We start from the raw sequence: 19,573 nt of genomic DNA on the forward strand, positions 1-19,573 counted from the left end.
TTAATCAGTGTTTCCCTAGTATGTTGTACTCACGTGTTCTGCCGACCCGGCCTGAACCGCACTATTCCACGACCCAAACGCGAGCTTGATCCGAGTATGGCAACAGCCCCCGACAAATGCACCCGTTCCGTCGCCGATCCGTTAGCGCGCCTGGCCGAGGCCCGGCTCCATGATCCGCACAGCGTCCTGGGGCGCCATGCGCTGGATCAACAAACCACCTGTTATCGGGCCTGGCTACCGCATGCAACGGAGGCCTCCATCACACTTTGCGACGGGCGCCACATACCCATGGACGCCGCCTCGGGATTCCCCGGGCTGTTCCTGTGGCGTGGGCCGGTGGACACCCTCCCCGCGCACCCGCAGCTGGACTGGATGCCCGAGGGTGGCACATCCACGTTGCAGTCAATTGACCCCTGGAGCTTTGCCCCGGACATCCCCGAATTCGATCGCCACCTGTTCGCCGAGGGCCGCCACTGGCATGCCCATCGCATGCTGGGCGCCCATCCGATGGCCCGCGACGGCATCCACGGCGTGCGCTTCGCCGTGTGGGCGCCCAACGCCGAACGCGTGTCGGTGGTGGGCGACTTCAACCGCTGGGACGGGCGCTGCCATCCAATGACCGTCCACGCGGGCAGCGGCATCTGGGAGCTGTTCATACCGGGGATGACCGCGGAAACGCTGTACAAGTTCGAGATCCGCAATCGCGAGCACGGCAGCCTGCACCTGAAGACCGACCCGTACGCCCGCGCCTACCAGGTTCGCCCCGAGACCGCCGCCCGCATCCAGGAGGCCAGCACCTATGCCTGGAATGACGAGCACTGGATGCGCAACCGCGATCCGGAGGCCTGGAAGCATCGGCCAATGAGCATCTACGAGGTGCATCTGGGCTCCTGGCAGCGCAGTCCCGAGGGCCACTGGCCCAGCTACCGCGAGCTGGCCGAGCGCCTGGTGCCCTACGCCCGCGACATGGGCTTTACCCATCTCGAATTGCTGCCGGTCACCGAGCACCCGTTCGACGGATCCTGGGGCTACCAGAGCACCGGCTTCTTCGCACCCACCTCGCGCTTTGGTCAGCCGGACGACTTTCGCCATTTCGTCGACCAGGCCCATCAGGCCGGTCTTGGCGTGATCCTCGACTGGGTCCCCGGCCACTTCCCGCGCGACGAGTTCGCGCTGGCCCGATTCGATGGCACCGCGCTGTACGAACACGCCGACCCGCGCATCGGCGAGCACCGCGGCTGGGGCACCCTGATCTTCAACTACTCGCGCCCCGAGGTCCGCAACTTCCTGCTCTCCAGCGCCCTGTGCTGGGTCGAGGACTTCCACCTCGACGGCCTGCGCGTGGATGCCGTCGCCTCCATGCTCTATCGCGACTACGACCGCGAAGGCGAGGACTGGCTGCCCAACATCCACGGCGGCAACGAAAACCTGGAGGCCATCGACTTCCTGCGCCACCTGAACGAGACGGTCCAGACCAGTCATCCGGGCGTCGCCATGATCGCCGAGGAATCTACCGCCTGGCCGGGGGTCAGCCGCCCGCCGTCCATGGGCGGGCTGGGCTTCACCATGAAGTGGAACATGGGGTGGATGCACGACACCCTGACCTACTTCGGGATGGACCCGATCTACCGCATGCACCACCACGGCCAGCTCACGTTCGGCCAGCTCTACGCCTATAGCGAGAACTTCGTCCTGCCGTTCTCGCACGACGAGGTGGTACACGGGAAGCGCAGCCTGCGCGGACGCATGCCGGGCAACGAGTGGGAACAGCACGCCAACCTGCGCCTGCTCTACAGCTGGCAGTGGCTCTACCCCGGCAAGAAACTCCTGTTCATGGGCCAGGAATTCGGCCAGGGCCCGGAATGGTCGGAGGATCGCGAACTGGACTGGTACGTACTGCAGTACCCGCTGCACCAGGGCCTGCAGAACCTGGTGCGGGATCTGAACCGCGCCTACCGCGCCGACCCCGCCCTGCACGCCCGGGAATTCGAACCGGACGGCTTCGACTGGCTGGACTGCGACGATGCCGCGCACTCCACCCTGAGCTTCGTGCGCCGCGACCACCAGGGCCGCCAGGTCGTGGTGGTGCTGAACCTGACGCCGGTGGAGCGCCCGGCCTACCCCGTACCCGCGCCCCACGCCGGGCGCTGGCGGGTCACCCTGAACAGTGACGCCGAGGTCTACGGTGGGGGCTCGCGCGGCCCGGCGGAGGCCTATGCCGAGCCGGTGGAACGCCACGGGCACCCCGCGACACTCTACCTGCATCTGCCGCCACTGGCGGCCCTGTTACTGGAGCCAGCCGGCGACTGACGTCGGGGCGCCTCGGGCCGAAGCCGCTAAGACCGGCTCCTGTTTGCAGGCCCGTGCGGGCCCGGAACTCGCGGCCCCAATGCCGGCCATGGGCTCGGGATCGGGATCGGGCTCATTCCAGGCGATAAAGCCCGCCATCCGAATGGTCCGTCAGCACATAGATGTGCCCCTCCGGTCCCTCGCGGACATCACGAATGCGCCCGATCTTGCCGTGCAGCAGCTCTTCCATGTGCACGACTTCGTCGTCCTCGATCACGATGCGCAGGATCCGTTCGGCACGCAGGCCACCCGCCAGCAGATTGCCTTGCCAGGACTCGAAGCGATCCGCGGTCACCATCGCCAGCCCGGACGGCGCCAGCGTCGGCAGGAACTCGTAGACCGGGTCGATCATGTCCGCGTCGTGACGCGCCTCGCCAAAGGGTTCCTCGGACCGATAGTCGCGCCCCCGCGACACCACCGGCCAGCCATAGTTGCCCCCGGCTTCCATACGGTTCAGTTCATCCCCACCCCGGGGCCCGTGGTCCGTCAGCCAGATCGTGCCGTCCGCCGGATCCACCACCAGACCCTGCGAATTGCGCAGGCCATAGGCAAAGATGTGTGGCTGGGCATCATCGCGGTCGACAAACGGGTTGTCCGCCGGGGCCTCGCCATCCTCGGTCAGGCGCAGCAGCGACCCGGTGTGCGCGGAAAGGTCCTGGGACGGGTCTTCCTGCCGACGATCGCCGATCGTCATCAGCAGGGTGCCATCGGCCTGCCAGGCCAGCCGCGAACCGAAGTGGCCCGGATTGCTCCCGCCCCGGTCCTGACGGAACAGCTCCTCCACCTCGTGCAGGGCCCCGTCCTCCAGACGCCCGCGCCCCAGCGCGGTGTAGGACTGGTCGGAATCCCCGGTGACATAGGTGAAATACACCCGGTGGTTCGCCGCGAAGTCCGTGTGCAGCACGACATCCAGCAAGCCGCCCTGGCCGCGCGCCACGACATCCGGCACACCCTCGACCGAGCTCACCTCGCCATCGCGCACCTGTTTCAGCGCACCCGTCCGTTCGGTCACCAGATAGCCACCGTCCGGCAGGAAGGCCACCGACCAGGGGTGCTCCAGATCACCGGCTACCCGCACAAGATCGAAACGTTCGTACTCGCTGGAGATGCCTTCCTCGACCACTTCGCCGGCCAGGGCCGAGCCCACCAGCGCCAGCCCCGCGACCAGCGCACCGGTGCGGATGGCGTAGCCTCGTGTCATTGCCTCTCGCATGCCGTACCTCCCGTTATCTGCCATTGCAGAAATGGGACACGACGACCGGGGGATTGTTCACGCGACGGCGTGGTGTGCCGAATCAGGCCTCCGGGCGCAGGTGCGGGAACAGCAGCACGTCACGGATCGACGGGCTGTTCGTCAGCAGCATCACCAGGCGGTCGATGCCGATGCCCTCGCCCGCCGTGGGCGGCAGGCCATACTCCAGGGCGCGGATGTAGTCAGCGTCGTAGTGCATCGCCTCGTCGTCGCCGGCGTCCTTCTCCGCGACCTGGGCCTGGAAGCGCTCGGCCTGGTCCTCGGGGTCGTTGAGCTCGGAGAAGCCGTTGGCGATCTCGCGCCCGCCGACGAACAGCTCGAAGCGGTCGGTCACGAACGGGTCGTCGTCGTTGCGCCGCGCCAGTGGCGAGACCTCGGTCGGATAGGCGGTGATGAAGGTCGGGTGGCGCAGCTTGTTTTCGGCGGTGTACTCGAAGATCTCGGTCCACAGCTTGCCCAGTCCAAAGCTCGCCTTGATCGGGATCTCCAGCCGCTCGCAGTGGGCGCGCACCCTGTCGATATCGCCCAGGTCTTCGCTGCTGATCTCCCGGTTGTGCTCGAGGATCGCCTCGCGCACCGTCATGCGGGTGAACGGCTGGCCGAAATCGTAGGTCTCGCCCTGATACTCGATGGTGGTCGTGCCCAGCACGTCCTCGCACAGCCCGCGCAGCAGCGTCTCGGTGCGGTCCATCAGCGCATGGTAATCCACGAACGCCTCGTAGAACTCGAGCATGGTGAACTCGGGGTTGTGCCGGGTGGACAGCCCCTCGTTGCGGAAATTGCGGTTGATCTCGAAGACCTTCTCGAAGCCGCCGACGACCAGGCGCTTCAGATACAGCTCCGGCGCGATGCGCAGGTACAGCGGCATGTCCAGCGCATTGTGGTGGGTGGCGAACGGCCGCGCGGTCGCGCCGCCCGGGATCACCTGCATCATCGGGGTCTCCACCTCGATGAAGTCCTCGCGCTCGAAGTACTCGCGGATGTAGCGCACGATTCGGGTGCGGGTGCGGAACAGCTCGCGGCTGTCCGGGCTGGTGATCAGATCCACGTAGCGCTGGCGGTAGCGCTGTTCCTGGTCGGTCAGGCCGTGGAACTTCTCCGGCAGCGGGCGCAGGCTCTTGGTCAGCAGACGCAGCTCGTCCAGCTGCACCGTCAGCTCGCCGGTCTTCGTCTTGAACAGCGTACCCTGCCCGCCGACGATATCGCCCAGATCCCAGTGCTTGAAGGCCGCGTAGACGCCCTCCGGCAGGCTGTCGCGCTGGGCGAACAGCTGGATGTCCCCGGACTGGTCGCGCAGGCGGACAAAGCTCGCCTTGCCCATCACGCGCTTGCCGATCATGCGCCCGGCGACCGTCACGCGGACCCCCTGCCCCTCCAGCGCCTCGCCTTCGGTGTCGTCATGCGCGGCGTGCAGATCGGCCGCCAGGGCATCGCGGCGGAAGTCGTTGGGGAAGGCCGGGCCGGCCTCGCGCAGCTCGTTCAGCTTGGCGCGCCGCTGGGCGATCAGCTTGTTCTCGTCGGTAATCTCGGTCATCGGGAATCCCGGTAAAAGAAAGCGTTACAGCCCGCTCTTCAGGCTGGCTTCAATGAACTGGTCCAGGTCGCCGTCGAGCACGGCCTGGGTGTTGCCGACCTCCACGCCGGTGCGCAGATCCTTGATCCGCGACTGGTCGAGCACGTAGGAGCGGATCTGGCTGCCCCAGCCGATGTCGGACTTGGTGTCCTCCACCGCCTGCTTCTCGGCATTGCGCTCCTGCAACTCGCGTTCGTACAGCTTGGCGCGCAACTGATTCATCGCCATCTCGCGGTTCTTGTGCTGCGAACGTCCCGCCTGACAGGCGGTGACCACCCCGGTCGGGACGTGCGTGATGCGGACCGCGGAATCGGTCGTGTTCACGTGCTGCCCGCCGGCGCCGGAGGACCGATAGGTATCCACCCGCAGGTCGGCCGGGTTGATCTCGATCTCGAAGTTCTCGTCGATCTCCGGCGAGGCGAACACGGAGGCGAACGAGGTATGCCGGCGGTTGCCGGAATCGAACGGCGACTTGCGCACCAGACGGTGCACACCGGTCTCGGTGCGCAGCCAGCCGAAGGCGTACTCGCCCTGGATGTGCACGGTGGCACTCTTGATCCCGGCCGTCTCGCCTTCGGAGAGCTCGGTGACCTCGGCCTTGAAGCCCTTGTGCTCGGCCCAGCGCAGGTACATACGCAGCAGCATATTCGCCCAGTCCTGGGCCTCGGTGCCGCCGGAGCCGGCCTGTATGTCGAGGTAGGCGTTGGCCTCGTCCATGTCCCCGGAGAACATGCGGCGGAATTCGAGCCCCTCCACGCGCGCGGTCAGGGCGTCGACATCGGTCTCGACCGACGCCGCCGTCTCCTCGTCGTCATCCGCCTCGGCCATCTCCAGCAGGTCCCGGCTCTCGTCCAGCTGAGTGCCGATCTCGCGGATGTTGATGACCACACCCTCGAGCTGGGCCCGCTCCTTGTTCAGGGCCTGGGCCTGCTCCGGGTCATTCCAGATGTCGGGGTTTTGCTCCAGCTCCCGCTGGACTTCTTCCAGCCGTTCTTCCTTGGCCGGGTAGTCAAAGATACCCCCTAAGGGCGTCCAGGCGGCCCTTCAGGTCATCGATCCGGGAGTACAGCGCGTTCAGTTCCATGGCAGTTTCCGTCGGGTGTCGTGGCGCGCACGGCACGTTCCATCAGGTGGCGAGAAAAGCCGCGCAGTATAACACCGGCACGCGGCTTCAGGGCCGCCTTGGGCGGCGCCAGAAGGCCAGCGCCTGGCGGCGGTCGAGCCGCAGTACGGGGTGGCTGGACTGCGGGTCCACGAACTCCAGCGCACGCAGTTCCCCGCGGAACACGCCGCACACCCCGGGCGCGACCACGTCATCGGCGACCGATTCCAGCAGCTCCAGGCGTCGTTCGGGGGACGGCGGGGCCCCCAGCGCGTCGACCACGACCACCGTGTCGCCGGATTCCGCCGGCGTGCAGGCCGGATCCGGGCACCAGTCGATACCGGCGCCCCGTGCCAGCCAGCGGCCGATCGCCCCGCCGCCACAGACGCGCCTCACGTCGCTGGCTCCGCCGGCAAAGCCCGGCGTCCATAGCCACAGCCCATGCACCGCACCACGTCCCTCACGCTCGCGTTCCAGGTTGACGGGGTGCTGGAACCACGCCATCTGCAAGCCGGTCGCCAGGACCTGGAGACGCCGCGCGACATCGCCCTGCAGCGAGGGGGCCACCATGGATCGACCGAGCCCGACAGACGGCGGCGGGCCGGAGGCCTCGCCCTCGGCGTCCAGCTGCAGCTCCCACAGGCCGTCTTCGCCCAGGCCCAGGGTGGCGCCGGCCGCCTCCAGTTCCGGCTGCGCGGCCGCCCACAACGCCTCGCGCTCGGCGTCCGCCACGGGCTCTACCGCCGAGGCCACGAGCTCCTTCATCCCGGGCGTCAAGTGCACCGGCTGGGCCAGCCAGGTCCGCGCCCCACGCCCCCGCGGCTGATACCCCAGGCACTCGGCCAGCGCGGCCTCCCAGCCTTCCGCGCCCGGCCCCGCACCCACGGGCCGGGCGCGTCCCAGCCAGCGGGCCAGACGCCGCACGGGTCGCGACGCATCGTCCCGAGTCGCCCCGGGCGAGGCCCATAGCCCCGGGAGCAGGTACCGGACCCGGCGTTCCGCACCGCCTCCAGTCATTGATCGGACCCGTAACGCCCCTTGGGCACGTCCCGCTCCCCGGCTGGATCGTTCTCGATCCCCGGGGCCACCCGTCCCTCGTCGTCATAGGGGAACCGGATGTGGCCATAGCGCAGGACCAGCACCGCACCGGCCAGGATCAGGATGCCTGCCGTCACCGCGATCAACTCCCACTCCGACATTTCCTTCATGTCGATGATCACGTAGCGTGCCAGCGCGACGATCGCGATATAGATCGGCAGGCGCACCGGCAGGCGCCGGGATCGCAGGTAGATCCCGACCATGGCCAGCACTTCGAGAAAGATAAACAGCAACAGCAGATCGGCCAGCCCCACCCACATCGCCGAGATCATGGTGGCGATCTCCTGCAGGATCGCGATCACGGTGGCCACGGCAATGACGACCAGCACCGCCACCTCGACATGATGCAGGGCGCGGCGCCCGGTGTGTTCGATGTTCATGACTCTCCCTTGTTGCGAGGATTCGCGAATCCAGGACTCGTGCCATCGTATCACCCGCTCCGGGCCTGAACGTGCGCTTGTCCATCTGGTCTATAACACTAGATACAGAGAGTCTGGCCCTTGCCATGCGCCACCGCTTTCCCATTATCGGCAGCTTTTCGCCCCTCCGCCGACGCGCGGGATCGGTGGGCGCCGTACTCGCCGGCCTGGCTCTGCTGGCACTGGCCCTGCCCGCGGCCGCGGAGGACTATCCGGCCGACTCCAGCATCGACTGGCAAAGCTGGGACAGCGGGCTGTTCGCCGAGTCCGAGGCGCGCGAACGCCCGATCTTCTTCTATTTCCACGGCCAGTGGTGCACCTGGTGCCGCGACTTCCAGGACGAATCCCTGGAGAACCCGTCGGTGGTGGATGTCATCGACGAGCACTACATCCCCGTCCTCGTCGACCTGGACGAACGCGCCGACCTGTTCCGCCGTTATGGCGGGCGCGGCCTGCCCTTCGTGGTCATCGTGAATCACGAAGACGAGATGCTGACCCGCTTCACCGGCCACGTGAATGCCCGTGACCTCGAGAGCATCCTCCAGGCGCAGCGCGACATGTTCTCGGTCACCGGCCGCGAGATCACACCGGACGACGCGGCGATCGACGGCCTCGAGGCCTTCATGGAGATGCTCGACGAGGTCTATGACGAGCGCGCCGACCGCCTGAGCGGCAGCGCCACATTCGGCACGCTCAGCAAGCGCCCGCAACCCTGGACCTACCGCTACCTGCTGGCCAGTGACGACTGGGAGGAACGCATGCCCGGCCTGCTGGACCAGATCGCGGAGGATCTCTACGACGAGGTCGAGGGCGGCTTCTTCTTCTTCCACGATCCCGACCAGCGCGACCCGGTCCTGGCCCTGGAGACCTCCAAGCGCCTGGATCAGAACGCCGCGTTCCTGTGGCTGTTCTCCGAGGCCTACGAGCACATCGGCGACGAACACTACGCGGAGATCGCGCGCGGCATTCGCGACTATCTGCGCGACCACCTGTGGGACGCCCGTCAGATGCGCTTCGGCAACAGCCAGTACGCCGACCGCGACTACTATCAGCTGGACCCGGAGACCCGCACGCAGGCCGATCCACCCCGGGTCGACCGCAACACCTATGCCGACACCTCGGGCCAGGCCATCGCCGCGCTCGCCAACCTGGCGCGGGTACTGGAAGACCGCGACACCCTTGAGTGGGCCCGCGAGGCGCTGGAGGCGCTCGACCGCTATCTGCTCACCCGCAGCGGCTACCTGCACGGCATCACCGCCGGCGGACGGCCGGCGATGGAGGGCTACCTGCCCTCACAGATCTGGCCAGAGATCGCCCGCCAGGAACTGGCGCGCGCCGTGGAGGCACTGGATGGCGAACGTCCGGACCTGCCCGACCCGGTCGCCGCGCTGGATCGACTGGAGCCCTTCTTCGACGCGGAGCTGGGCACGCATGCCGAGCGGATCGGGACGGACCTGGAGCCCTGGTCGGAGACCCGCACCCAGGCCGCGCTCGCCTGGTGGCTGTATCGCCTGCCCGACGACGCGATCGAGGCGTCCCATATTGACCGCGACACCGTGCGTGACCGCCTGCGCATCGAGCCCGGCGCGGATCCCGACGACGTCGCCCTGGGCTTCGACGCCCTGCGCCGGGGCTTCTGACGCCAGGCCGGATCAGCCCTGCTGACGAAAACCCGCAACCTCGTTCTGTAGCTGCTGCGCCAGCCCTTCGAGGGCCTCTACCGCCTGCTGCATCTCGTTGGCCCCGTCGGCGTTGCGCACCGCGATGTCATTGATGTGGTGGATGTTGCGGTTGATTTCCTCCGCCACCTGGCTTTGCTCCTCGGTCGCGCTGGCCACCTGGCGGGTCATGTCGTCGATGGTGGTCACCGAGTCGTGGATGTACTCCAGGGTCTCGCCCGCCTCGCCGGCCTTCTCCACCGAGGTCTCGGCGTGCTGCTGGCTCACCTCCATCGCCTGTACCGCGCGGGTCGCCCCACCCTGCAGACGCTGGATGATCTCGCGGATCTCGCCGGTCGAGTCGTTCGTGCGTTGTGCCAGATGACGCACCTCGTCGGCCACCACTGCGAATCCCCGCCCGGCCTCGCCGGCCCGCGCCGCCTCGATCGCGGCGTTCAGGGCCAGCAGGTTGGTCTTCTCGGCGATCTCCTCGATCACCTGCAGGATGGTGCCGATGTTGTCGCTGTCGCCCTTCAGCTCACTGATCACGTGGCTCGCCTGGCGGATCTCGCCGGCCAGGGTGTTGATCGCGCCCTGCGTGGCCTGCACCACGGTGCGTCCGCCTTCCGCCGCCCGGGTCGCCTGACCGGCACTCTCGGCCGTGCTCTGGGTGTTGTTGGCCACCTCCTGCACAGTGGCGGACATCTGATTCATCGCGGTGACCACCTGCTCCACGTCGCCGCGCTGCTCGTGGGTCGCCCGGGTCAGTTCGTTGCTGCGACCCTCCAGTTGCCGCGCGGAGGCGGCGATGCCGTCGGCCGCATCCGCGACCTGCCGGATCAGCCCGGAGAGCCGGCCCATCACCGTGTTGAAGGCTGCACCGGTGCGGCCGATTTCGTCGTCCGTAGTCACCTCCACGCGGTGCCCGAGATCCGCGCGCCCCTCGCCGATCGCCTCCAGCCCCTCGGCCAGGCGCTCCAGGGGCCGCGTCAGCACATTGGCATAGAACCACCCAATCCCCAGCGCCACCACGAACGCGACCACCCACAGCGCCCACAGCAACCACCACAGCTGGGTCACCAGGGCATCGTCGACCCCGGTGGCAAGATCGCCCTTCATGGTGTGGAAGGTCACCCCGCCCATGATCGACAGCGGCACCGTACTCACCACGATCACCAGAATAATCAGCTTCAGCCGCAGCCCACCCAGATTCCCAATCTTCATCGACACCCTCCTTTGGCTTCGTTAACGACCACCCGCGCCCGGCCTTGAGCCCGCCAGAGTATCGCCCGGCCCATCCCCCGCCGCCCTGATCCAGCTCAACTCCAACGCCTCGCCGCAACGCGAAAACCGTATTCACCACGAAGCACACGAAGGCACGAAGAAGGGCAAGGGCAAAAGCATTTCACAGGACGACGCGAAATTTGGAAGTGTTTACGGGCCCTCGGCAATCACAACACGCTGTGATTAGCCTTGTACTGGGGCCAATCACCTGGCGCACAACACCAGCCCCTTCCTGTCTTCCAGCCTTCCTGTTATCGCTTTTCGCCCTTGACCTGGCCCTTCTTCGTGCCTTCGTGTGCTTCGTGGTGAATAAAGCCCTCCCCGCCAGGCCCGGAACGAAAAAACCCGCGGGCCCGGAGTTCGGGGCCGCGGGTTCGCGGTATGGCGCTGGCGCGTCGGACTAGCGGCTGCGCGCCGCCCGGTTGCCGTTGGAGGACGGGCGGCCGTTGCCGCCGCGACCGCCGCCGGGCTTGCCACCGCGGGCGTTGCGCGGGGCGCCATTGCGTGCCCCGCCGCCCGGCTTGCCGCCACGACCGCCGCGGCGGTTATTGCCATTGCCGTCATTGGCAGCCGGCTTCGGCGCGGCAAAGCCTTCGGTCTCGATGCGGTCGATCGGGCGCTGGATCAGGCGCTCGATGCCCTTCAGCAGCTTGATCTCCTCGCCGTCCACCAGCGACAGCGCGGCACCGGCGGAACCGGCACGCCCGGTGCGGCCGATGCGGTGCACGTAGTCCTCCGGCACGTTCGGCAGCTCGAAGTTGACCACCTGCGGCAGCTGATCGATATCCAGTCCGCGCGCGGCGATATCGGTGGCCACCAGCACCGGCACCTGGCCGGACTTGAACTGCTTCAGCGCCTTGGTGCGCGCCGCCTGGCTCTTGTTGCCGTGGATCGCCTCCGAGCGCACGCCGTCTTTCGACAGCTTCTCGGCCAGGCGGTTGGCGCCATGCTTGGTGCGGGTGAACACCAGCACCTGTTCCCAGTTGTTGGTACGGATCAGGTGACTCAGCAGCTCGCGCTTCTGGCTCGTCTCGACCAGATGCACGCTCTGCTGCACACTCTCGGCGGCCGTGTTGCGCGGGGCGATGTCGATCTCCGCCGGGCGGGTCAGCAGGCCGTTGGCCAGCTTGCGGATCTCGTCGGAGAAGGTCGCCGAGAACATCAGGTTCTGACGGTTTTTCGGCATCATCGCGATCAGCTTCTTGATGTCGCGGATGAACCCCATGTCCAGCATGCGATCGGCCTCGTCGAGGACCAGGATCTCCACGCCGGACAGGTCGATGGTCTTCTGGTTGGCGTGATCCAGCAGACGCCCCGGGGTCGCCACCACGATGTCCATGCGGTCGCGCAGGGCCTTGATCTGCGGGTTCATGTTCACGCCGCCAAAGATCGTCATCGAGCGCATCTTGAGGTTGCGCCCGTAGGTCTTCACGGAGTCGTGCACCTGGGCGGCCAGTTCCCGAGTCGGGGTCAGCACCAGGCAGCGCGGGCGGCCCGCACCGGGCTTGGGCGCATCGCTGGTGGACAGGCGCTGCAGGATCGGCAGGGTAAAGCCGGCGGTCTTGCCGGTGCCGGTCTGGGCGGCGGCCAGCAGGTCGCCCCCCTTCAGGACTTCCGGGATCGCCCGGGCCTGGATCGGGGTCGGGTGCTGGTACCCGGAGGTTTCCAGCGCGCGCAAAAGGGTATCGGCCAACCCGAGGTCGGCAAAGGTCGTATCAGTCATGGAATGCTCCAACGCTACCCGCCACTCGTTCAACAAGAGCACCCATCGGGGGAAACGAAATCAGGGGGATCACTGTGAACCGGAATGGCTCTGGATCAGATGAACGGACGCTGACGGGCGGGGCGTTCGATGGACGCACTATACGCCTTTCGTCAATGAAAAGACACTCCACCCATTACCGCCTGGATATATATTTGTTTTGTGAGGGAATATGGACTAGCTTCCATTCAACAAGAATAACCCGGCGCCCAGGCAGCACCGGTCCGGCCGACGCGACACCAATAACAACGATTCGGCCATCAGGGGAACAACATGAAACGCAACCTGCCCGTGACCGGGAACGAGGTGGATTACCCGGAGAGTGCCAACATCCTTTCCACCACCAACCTCAAGGGGGCCATCACCTACGTCAACCCGGATTTCATCGACATCAGCGGGTTCGAACCGGACGAATTGCTCGGCAAGAACCACAACGTGGTCCGCCATCCCGATATGCCGCCGGCGGCGTTCGAGGACCTGTGGAACACCATCCAGGGCGGCCGCTCCTGGATGGGCCTGGTCAAGAACCGCTGCAAGAATGGCGATCACTACTGGGTCAACGCCTATGTGACGCCCGTAACGGAAGACGGGCAAACCGTCGAGTATCAGTCCGTTCGCACCAAGCCGCGGCGCGAACAGGTAGCCAAGGCTGAATCCGTCTACGCGGAACTCCTCCAGGGTCGCAGGCCCCTGGCCCTGCGCCTGCCCCCCATCGGCATCAAGGTCAGGACCGTAGCGGCCCTCGCCGGCGGCGTCCTGGCGGGGCTGATCGCCAGCAGCGTATTGACCGGCCTGTCCTGGTCGAGCGCCCTGATCTTCGCGCTGACCGCGCTAGTGGTGGGCGGCGCCCTGGTATGGATCAGCCTGTCGCCCCTATGCCGCGCGGTGGCCCACGCCCGCCGCATCGCCAACAACCCGGTCAGCCAGTACATCTACTCCGGTCGTACCGACGAGGCCGGCGAGCTCCTGTTCGCCCTGGAGATGCTGGAGGCGGAGGGCGGCGCGGTCGTCGGGCGCATGGGGAATGCGGCCGAACGCCTTACCCGGACAGCCGACGCCCTGGTGACCGCGGTCGGTGACAGCCGGCAAGCCTGCAACCATCAACAAACCGAGACCGAACAGGTGGCGAGTGCCACCCAGCAGATGGTGAACAGCGTGCAGGAAGTCGCGCGCAGCGCCCAGGGTGCCGCCGATGCAGCGGATCGGACCGACCGCGAAGCCGGTGCCGGAAGTGCCGTGGTGGGCGAGAGCACTCAGGCGATCGAGAACTTGGGCAAGCGGATCCGCGATGGCTCCGGTGTAATGGCCGAACTGGACCAGCACAGCCAGGACATCACCAGCGTACTCGACGTCATCCGCGGCATCGCCGAGCAGACCAACCTGCTCGCCCTCAACGCGGCGATCGAGGCCGCGCGCGCCGGCGAACAGGGCCGTGGCTTCGCCGTAGTGGCGGACGAGGTGCGCACACTGGCCAGCCGAACGCAGGACTCCACCGCCGAAATCCAGCAGATGATCGAGCGTCTTCAGGATCGCGCACGGGCGGCAGTATCCACCATGGAGCGAAGCCGGGCTCAGGCCGAAACCAGCGTCGAACAGGCCCAACAGGCCGCGGCGGCACTGGACAATATCACCACGGGCGTCGGACAGATCCGCGACATGAGCACCCGGATCGCGGCCGCCGTGGAACAACAGGGGACCGCCGGCGAAGAGATCCGCCGCGGGGTCGACTCCATCCGCAACGCAGCCGACACCACAGCGAACCGCGCCGACCAAAGCGAGGCCGCTGCCCGTGAGGTCGCACAGCTCGCCACAGGATTGCAGGGCCTTGCCCGGCAATTCTGGGCAAGACATCGCTGAAAGGAAAAGCATCCGGATGACTTCCCGATCCGATCGGTACCTGCGCCAGCATATGGGCCTCGCCTCCGGCGTACTGCTGGCCCTGTTGCTGTTCCCACTGGTGATCTGGTTACTCGGCCTGGACCTGCCCCGGATCCTGCCCCGCGAGCACCTGACGGCGTTCCATACGGCGGCGGAGCTGTTCGCGGTGGTCGTCGCGGTACTGGTGTTCGCGGTCGGCTACCACGTCATCGACCGGCGTCGGGTCGCCGCTTCGGTCCTGCTCGCCTGCGCCTTCCTGGCGGTCGCGCTGCTCGATTTCCTGCACCTGATGACCTATCCGGCGATGCCGGACTTCATCACCCCCAACTCGACGCAACAGACCCTGTTCTTCTGGCTGGCCGCGCGCCTCGTCGGTGCGGCCGCGTTGCTGGCCTACGTGGCCCTGCCGATGGTCGCCCACAGCGACGGGCCGCCTCGCCATATCTACCTGATCGGGAGCCTGTTGCTGGTCGCCCTGCTCGCATGGATCGGTCTGTGGCATGCCGGGATCATCCCGCCCCTGTTCGACCCGATCAGCGGCCTCACACCCTTCAAGATGGGGCTCGAGGCCCTGGTGATCGCCCTGCATCTGGTCACGCTGGCCCTGCTGATCCTGCGCCGCGAACTCCTGCAACGTCCCGGCATGCCACTAGTGGCCGCGGCGCTGGTCATCAGCATGGGTAGCGGGATGTTCTTCATGTTCTACGAAGACCTGACCGACACCCCCTTCGTACTGGGCCACCTGTACAAGCTAGCGGCCTACCTGCTGATCTACCAGGGTCTGTTTCTGGAAAGCGTGCGCTCGCCCCTGGAGCGTCTGCACCAGGCCCACCGCGACATCGAGATGCGCGAGCGGCGCTACCAGCAACTGGTGGAGACGGCCCCCGACGGCGTCCTGGTCACCGATACGGAGGGCCGCATCGTGATGGCCAACCGAAATATCGAACGCCTGTTCGGCTACCCCCGCCAGCAACTGATCGGCCAGCCGGTGGAGTGTCTGGTCCCGGACCGCCTGCGCGAGCGCCACCGAACCCATCGCGAGACCCAAGGCCGGAGCATCAACCGCCGCACCATGGGGCAGGTACCCCATCTGCGCGGCCAACGTATCGACGGCACCGAGTTCCCGGTGGACATCAGCCTCAACGCCTTCGAAGACACCGAAGGCCGCCGCATTACCGCCTTCATCCGCGACATCACCGACCGCCAGCGCCGCGAGGCGCGCATCCAGCATCAGGCCACCCATGACAGTCTGACCGAACTCCCCAACCGCTGGCTACTGCACGACCGCCTGACGCAGGGCATCGCCCAGGCCGAGCACAACGACCACCCGATCGCGGTAATGCTGCTGGATCTCGACAACTTCAAGATGGTCAACGACACCTTTGGCCATGACGAGGGCGACCAGCTGCTGAAGGCCGTGGCCGCCCGACTCCAGGGCGCCCTGGACCAGGAAGCCACCATCGGCCGCTTCGGTGGCGACGAGTTCATGATCCTCCTGACCCACGTGGCGGACGAACAGGCGATCGCCCGGGTCGCCCAGCGCATCCTGGGTATCTTCGACACACCCTTCCAGACCGAACACGCGCGCAACCTCGTCTCCAGCGGCAGCCTCGGGATCGCCATGTTCCCGCGCGACGCCCAGGACGATCGCAGCCTGGTGCGCTATGCCGACATGGCCATGTACGAGGCCAAGCACTCCGGCCGCAACACCTGGGCCTTCTTTTCGCAGCACCTGGATGCCCAGGTGCACGAGGAACAGCGCCTGCAACAGCGCCTGCAACAGGCGCTGGAGAATGCCGACCTCGAGCTGCACTACCAGCCACTGCTGGAGGTCGCGTCGAACCGCGTGATCGGCGTCGAGGCCCTGGCTCGCTGGACCGATGCCGAGCTCGGGCCGGTGGCACCGGCCCGCTTTGTCGCCAGCGCGGAGGCCAACGGCCTGATCCTGCCCCTGGGCGACTGGGTCATCCGCGAGGCCTGCGAACAGCTCGCCCAATGGTCACGGGCCGGCGTCGGGCTCCGCGTCGCCATCAATATCTCCGCGATGCAGTTCCGCCAGCATGACCTGGTGGAACGCCTGCGCGCGGCCCTCGAGGCGACCGGCGCCCCGCCCGAGCGACTCGAGATCGAGGTAACCGAGACCGTCGCCATGGCGGATGTGGCCCTGACCCACGATCAGCTCCGCGGCCTGAAGGCCCTGGGCATCCGGGTGGCCCTGGACGACTTCGGCACCGGCTATTCCTCGCTCGCCTACCTGAAGTCCCTGCCCATCGACAAGCTCAAGATCGACCGCTCCTTCATCGCCGACATCGGCGAGGACCCGGAATCGGAGATGATCCTGCGCTCCATCGTGCACCTCGGCCACAGCCTCGGCCTGACGCTCGTCGCCGAAGGCGTGGAAACGGACGCACAACGAACCTTCCTGCGGGAAATCGGCTGTGACCTGTACCAGGGCTGGCTGCATTCGCATGCGATGGCCGCAGGGGCCCTCAAGGAACGCCTGCAACACGAAACGGTGTGACGCACGCCCCGCCACCACTCCCTGCAATTGGCCAGGGGATTACATTCCATGCGGATTGCGTCTAGGTTCTGAAGGGATGCGCTCACAGAAGGCGGCACAAGACCGCCCGGGCGAAGGCCAGGGGGCAGGATGGACAGCCAGGAAGCCAGCGACTCCACAGCAACCGTGGGGTCCAGTAATGCGCACGATTATCGCTCGGCCGTAGCGATCGCAGCGGGATTTGCGGTCGTCCTGCTGTTGATGATGGTGATGGTCATGATCGGCCTCGAGCGCATCGGTCAGGTACACGATCGCCTGGACGTGATCGTCCACGAGCACAACGTCAAGACCGAACTCCTCAACAACATGCGCACGGCCGCGCGCGAACGCTCGGTCACCCTGCTGCGCCTGTCGATCACCGATGACCCCTTCGATCTCGACGCGGGGATCATGGAGTTCCGCTCGCACGCGTCGGACTTCATGGTCAACCGCAACCAGCTCGAGGCCATGCCCCTCACGGAACGCGAGCAGGCCCTTCTAACCGAAGGCCGCGAACTGACATCGAGCGCGGTCGAGGTCCAGGAACGCGTACTCAACAAGATCCTGGATGACGACCTGGAGGCTGCCACAAGCTGGCTACTCGAACAGGCCATCCCGATGCAGAACGAGGTCCTGGCGAATCTCGGCACCCTCCTGGAACTGCAGCAGGAGGCCTCCGAAGCCGCGGCGCGGGACACGGCCGAGCAATACCGGAACGCGGTGCAGTTCATGTCCCTGCTGGGGACCGCCGCCCTGCTGATCGGCATCGTCGTAGCGGTGGCCGTCCTGCGCCGCAGCCGTGATATCGAGGCGGAGCTGTTCCGCGAGAAGGAACGCGCCCAGGTCACCTTGCACGCCATCGGCGACGCGGTCATTACCATCGACACGGACGGGCGCATCGACTACCTCAACCCGGTGGCCGAACACCTGACCGGCTGGAGCGATGCCGAGGCCCGCGACGAACAACTGGACCGGGTGTTCCGCACCATCCGCGAGGACGACGGCCAGCTACTCCCCCACCCCCTGGTGGACATGGTCCCCGACGGCACGACCTGCAGCCTCAACCAGGACACGATCCTGGTCTCCCGTGACGGCCACGAATACGCCATCGAGGAGGTCTCCGCGCCCATCCGTGATCGCACGGGCGCCGTCATCGGGGCCGCCCTGGTATTCCGGGACGTCTCCCGGGCGCGCGAAATGGCGCGCGACCTGTCCTGGGCCGCCACCCACGACTGCCTGACATCGCTGGCCAATCGGCTGGAGTTCGAACGCCGCCTGCGTCAGCTCGTCACCAGTGCCCATCACGACGGGCGCGAACACGCCCTGCTGTACATGGACCTGGACCAGTTCAAGCTGGTCAACGATACCTGCGGGCACGGTGCCGGCGACGACCTGCTGTGCCAGCTGACCTCGCACATGCAGGCTCAACTGCGCGAAAGCGACACCCTCGCCCGCCTCGGCGGCGACGAGTTCGGCGTCCTCCTGGAAAGCTGCCCGTTACAACGCGCCGAAGAGATCGCGGAGAAACTGCGGCGCGCAATGGAACAATTCCGCTTCGACTGGGACGGCCGCATGTTCCGGATCGGCATCAGCATCGGGGTCGTCCCGGTCCGTGGCGAGCACGGAGACGCGGCCCAGTTCATGAGCGAAGCCGACGCCGCCTGTTACCTGGCCAAGGAACGCGGGCGCAACCGTATCCATGTCTCGCGCCCCGACGACGCGGCCCTTTGCCGGCACCAGGGCGAGATGAACTGCCTGCAGCGCATCAATCACGCCCTGGAGAACGACCAGTTCTGGCTGTACGGCCAGCACATCGAGCCAATCACCAGTGGCGGTCCCCGCCACATCGAGGTGCTGCTGCGGATGATCAACGACGAGGGCGCGATCACACCGCCCAGTACCTTCATCCCGGCCGCCGAACGCTACGGCCTGATGGCGGCCATCGACCGCTGGGTCATCGACCGGGTATTGCAGGTCGCCCGCCACACCGCGCCCACGGACGGCCATTTCGCCATCAACCTGTCGGGCCAGTCGCTGTGCGAGCGCGGCATGCTGGACTACATCGTCGAACGCATCCAGACCAGCGGCGTGGCGCCTGGCCGCCTGTGCTTCGAGATCACTGAAACCGCCGCGATCGCCAATCTCAACCAGGCCAGTCGCTTCGTGAACACCCTGCGCGCCATGGGCTGCTGCTTCTCGCTGGACGACTTCGGCACCGGGATGGCGTCCTTCGGCTACCTCAAGACCCTGCGCGTGGATTACCTGAAGATCGACGGCAGCTTCGTGCGCGACATGAGCGACGACCCGATCAGCCATGCCATGGTCGAGAGCATCCACCACATCGGCCAGGTCATGGGCATCAAGACGGTCGCCGAATGTGTCTCCCACGAAGACCTGCTGCCACCCCTGCGCGCGATCGGCATCGACTACGCCCAGGGCTTCGGGCTGCACCTGCCGGAACCCCTGGAACCGTGCCCGGTTCCGAGCCAAGCCTCCACCACCGACACTCGCTACGCCTGATCGGGTCGCTCCGGAGGCGCGTCTCAGGGGCTCCAGCCCGCTCATGCGCGGGCCCAATCCCAGGGACCTTCGGGCCCCGGGTTCGGTTCCAACCGCCCCTCGCAGCGGCTGGGTCGCCGACACGAACGCCAACGTCCCA

Annotated in this window: 12 protein-coding genes; 5 read left to right on the top strand and 7 right to left on the bottom strand. The window is 66.8% G+C overall.

The window, feature by feature from the left end:
• Positions 1-96: 96 nt before the first annotated feature.
• Positions 97-2,310: a 1,4-alpha-glucan branching protein GlgB gene (gene glgB, locus D103_RS0102250; protein WP_081618344.1), complete on the top strand. Its 2,214-nt coding sequence runs from the start codon at positions 97-99 to the stop codon at positions 2,308-2,310.
• A gap of 112 nt (positions 2,311-2,422) precedes the next feature.
• On the opposite strand, the gene D103_RS0102255 is transcribed toward glgB, so the two are convergent.
• The 5 genes from D103_RS0102255 to D103_RS0102275 form a co-directional block, all read right to left on the bottom strand.
• Positions 2,423-3,550, bottom strand: a complete 1,128-nt coding sequence (locus D103_RS0102255; RefSeq protein WP_018875663.1) for a PQQ-dependent sugar dehydrogenase — start codon at positions 3,548-3,550, stop codon at positions 2,423-2,425.
• A 94-nt stretch (positions 3,551-3,644) separates the two neighbouring features.
• A complete protein-coding gene (gene lysS / locus D103_RS0102260) occupies positions 3,645-5,135 on the bottom strand; it encodes a lysine--tRNA ligase (protein ID WP_018875664.1) in 1,491 nt (496 codons plus the stop codon).
• A 24-nt stretch (positions 5,136-5,159) separates the two neighbouring features.
• Positions 5,160-6,258 (bottom strand): peptide chain release factor 2 gene (gene prfB / locus D103_RS0102265; protein WP_155984731.1). Its coding sequence is split into 2 segments (ribosomal slippage): positions 5,160-6,185 and positions 6,187-6,258, totalling 1,098 coding nucleotides; the frame shifts between segments, so codons are not numbered across the junction.
• Between the two features lie 87 nt (positions 6,259-6,345).
• A complete protein-coding gene (locus tag D103_RS0102270) occupies positions 6,346-7,122 on the bottom strand; it encodes a hypothetical protein (RefSeq protein WP_026280234.1) in 777 nt (258 codons plus the stop codon).
• A 167-nt stretch (positions 7,123-7,289) separates the two neighbouring features.
• Positions 7,290-7,754 carry a phosphate-starvation-inducible protein PsiE gene (locus D103_RS0102275; protein ID WP_018875666.1) on the bottom strand — a complete coding sequence of 155 codons (465 nt, stop codon included), beginning with the start codon at positions 7,752-7,754 and terminating at the stop codon, positions 7,290-7,292.
• 125 nt (positions 7,755-7,879) lie between these two features.
• Here D103_RS0102275 and D103_RS0102280 point away from each other — a divergent pair, with 125 nt between their 5' ends.
• Positions 7,880-9,433: a DUF255 domain-containing protein gene (locus D103_RS0102280; protein WP_018875667.1), complete on the top strand. Its 1,554-nt coding sequence runs from the start codon at positions 7,880-7,882 to the stop codon at positions 9,431-9,433.
• 12 nt (positions 9,434-9,445) lie between these two features.
• On the opposite strand, the gene D103_RS0102285 is transcribed toward D103_RS0102280, so the two are convergent.
• Both D103_RS0102285 and D103_RS0102290 read right to left on the bottom strand, forming a co-directional pair.
• The gene (locus D103_RS0102285; RefSeq protein WP_018875668.1) at positions 9,446-10,675 is read right to left on the bottom strand and encodes a methyl-accepting chemotaxis protein; all 1,230 of its coding nucleotides are present in this window, start codon (positions 10,673-10,675) and stop codon (positions 9,446-9,448) included.
• A gap of 460 nt (positions 10,676-11,135) precedes the next feature.
• A complete protein-coding gene (locus tag D103_RS0102290) occupies positions 11,136-12,458 on the bottom strand; it encodes a DEAD/DEAH box helicase (RefSeq protein ID WP_018875669.1) in 1,323 nt (440 codons plus the stop codon).
• 312 nt (positions 12,459-12,770) lie between these two features.
• On the opposite strand from D103_RS0102290, the gene D103_RS0102295 reads away from it, so the two are divergent.
• The 3 genes from D103_RS0102295 to D103_RS0102305 all read left to right on the top strand — a co-directional run bounded on the left by D103_RS0102295 (position 12,771) and on the right by D103_RS0102305 (position 19,434).
• On the top strand, positions 12,771-14,354 hold the full coding sequence (locus D103_RS0102295) for a PAS domain-containing methyl-accepting chemotaxis protein (protein ID WP_018875670.1): 1,584 nt from the start codon (positions 12,771-12,773) through the stop codon (positions 14,352-14,354).
• A 16-nt stretch (positions 14,355-14,370) separates the two neighbouring features.
• Complete coding sequence (locus D103_RS0102300; protein WP_018875671.1) at positions 14,371-16,896, top strand: EAL domain-containing protein; 2,526 nt, start codon at positions 14,371-14,373, stop codon at positions 16,894-16,896.
• Positions 16,897-17,025: 129 nt separating this feature from the next.
• A complete protein-coding gene (locus tag D103_RS0102305) occupies positions 17,026-19,434 on the top strand; it encodes an EAL domain-containing protein (RefSeq protein ID WP_026280236.1) in 2,409 nt (802 codons plus the stop codon).
• Positions 19,435-19,573: the final 139 nt, after the last annotated feature.

This window comes from Thioalkalivibrio sp. ALE31, assembly GCF_000377405.1.
GTDB lineage: Bacteria > Pseudomonadota > Gammaproteobacteria > Ectothiorhodospirales > Ectothiorhodospiraceae > Thioalkalivibrio.

Coding starts and splice junctions, on each gene's coding strand:
- glgB (WP_081618344.1), top strand. CDS start 97: ATGGCAACAGCCCCCGACAAATGCACCCGTTCCGTCGCCGATCCGTTA.
- D103_RS0102255 (WP_018875663.1), bottom strand. CDS start 3,550: ATGACACGAGGCTACGCCATCCGCACCGGTGCGCTGGTCGCGGGGCTG.
- lysS (WP_018875664.1), bottom strand. CDS start 5,135: ATGACCGAGATTACCGACGAGAACAAGCTGATCGCCCAGCGGCGCGCC.
- D103_RS0102275 (WP_018875666.1), bottom strand. CDS start 7,754: ATGAACATCGAACACACCGGGCGCCGCGCCCTGCATCATGTCGAGGTG.
- D103_RS0102280 (WP_018875667.1), top strand. CDS start 7,880: ATGCGCCACCGCTTTCCCATTATCGGCAGCTTTTCGCCCCTCCGCCGA.
- D103_RS0102285 (WP_018875668.1), bottom strand. CDS start 10,675: ATGAAGATTGGGAATCTGGGTGGGCTGCGGCTGAAGCTGATTATTCTG.
- D103_RS0102290 (WP_018875669.1), bottom strand. CDS start 12,458: ATGACTGATACGACCTTTGCCGACCTCGGGTTGGCCGATACCCTTTTG.
- D103_RS0102295 (WP_018875670.1), top strand. CDS start 12,771: ATGAAACGCAACCTGCCCGTGACCGGGAACGAGGTGGATTACCCGGAG.
- D103_RS0102300 (WP_018875671.1), top strand. CDS start 14,371: ATGACTTCCCGATCCGATCGGTACCTGCGCCAGCATATGGGCCTCGCC.
- D103_RS0102305 (WP_026280236.1), top strand. CDS start 17,026: ATGGACAGCCAGGAAGCCAGCGACTCCACAGCAACCGTGGGGTCCAGT.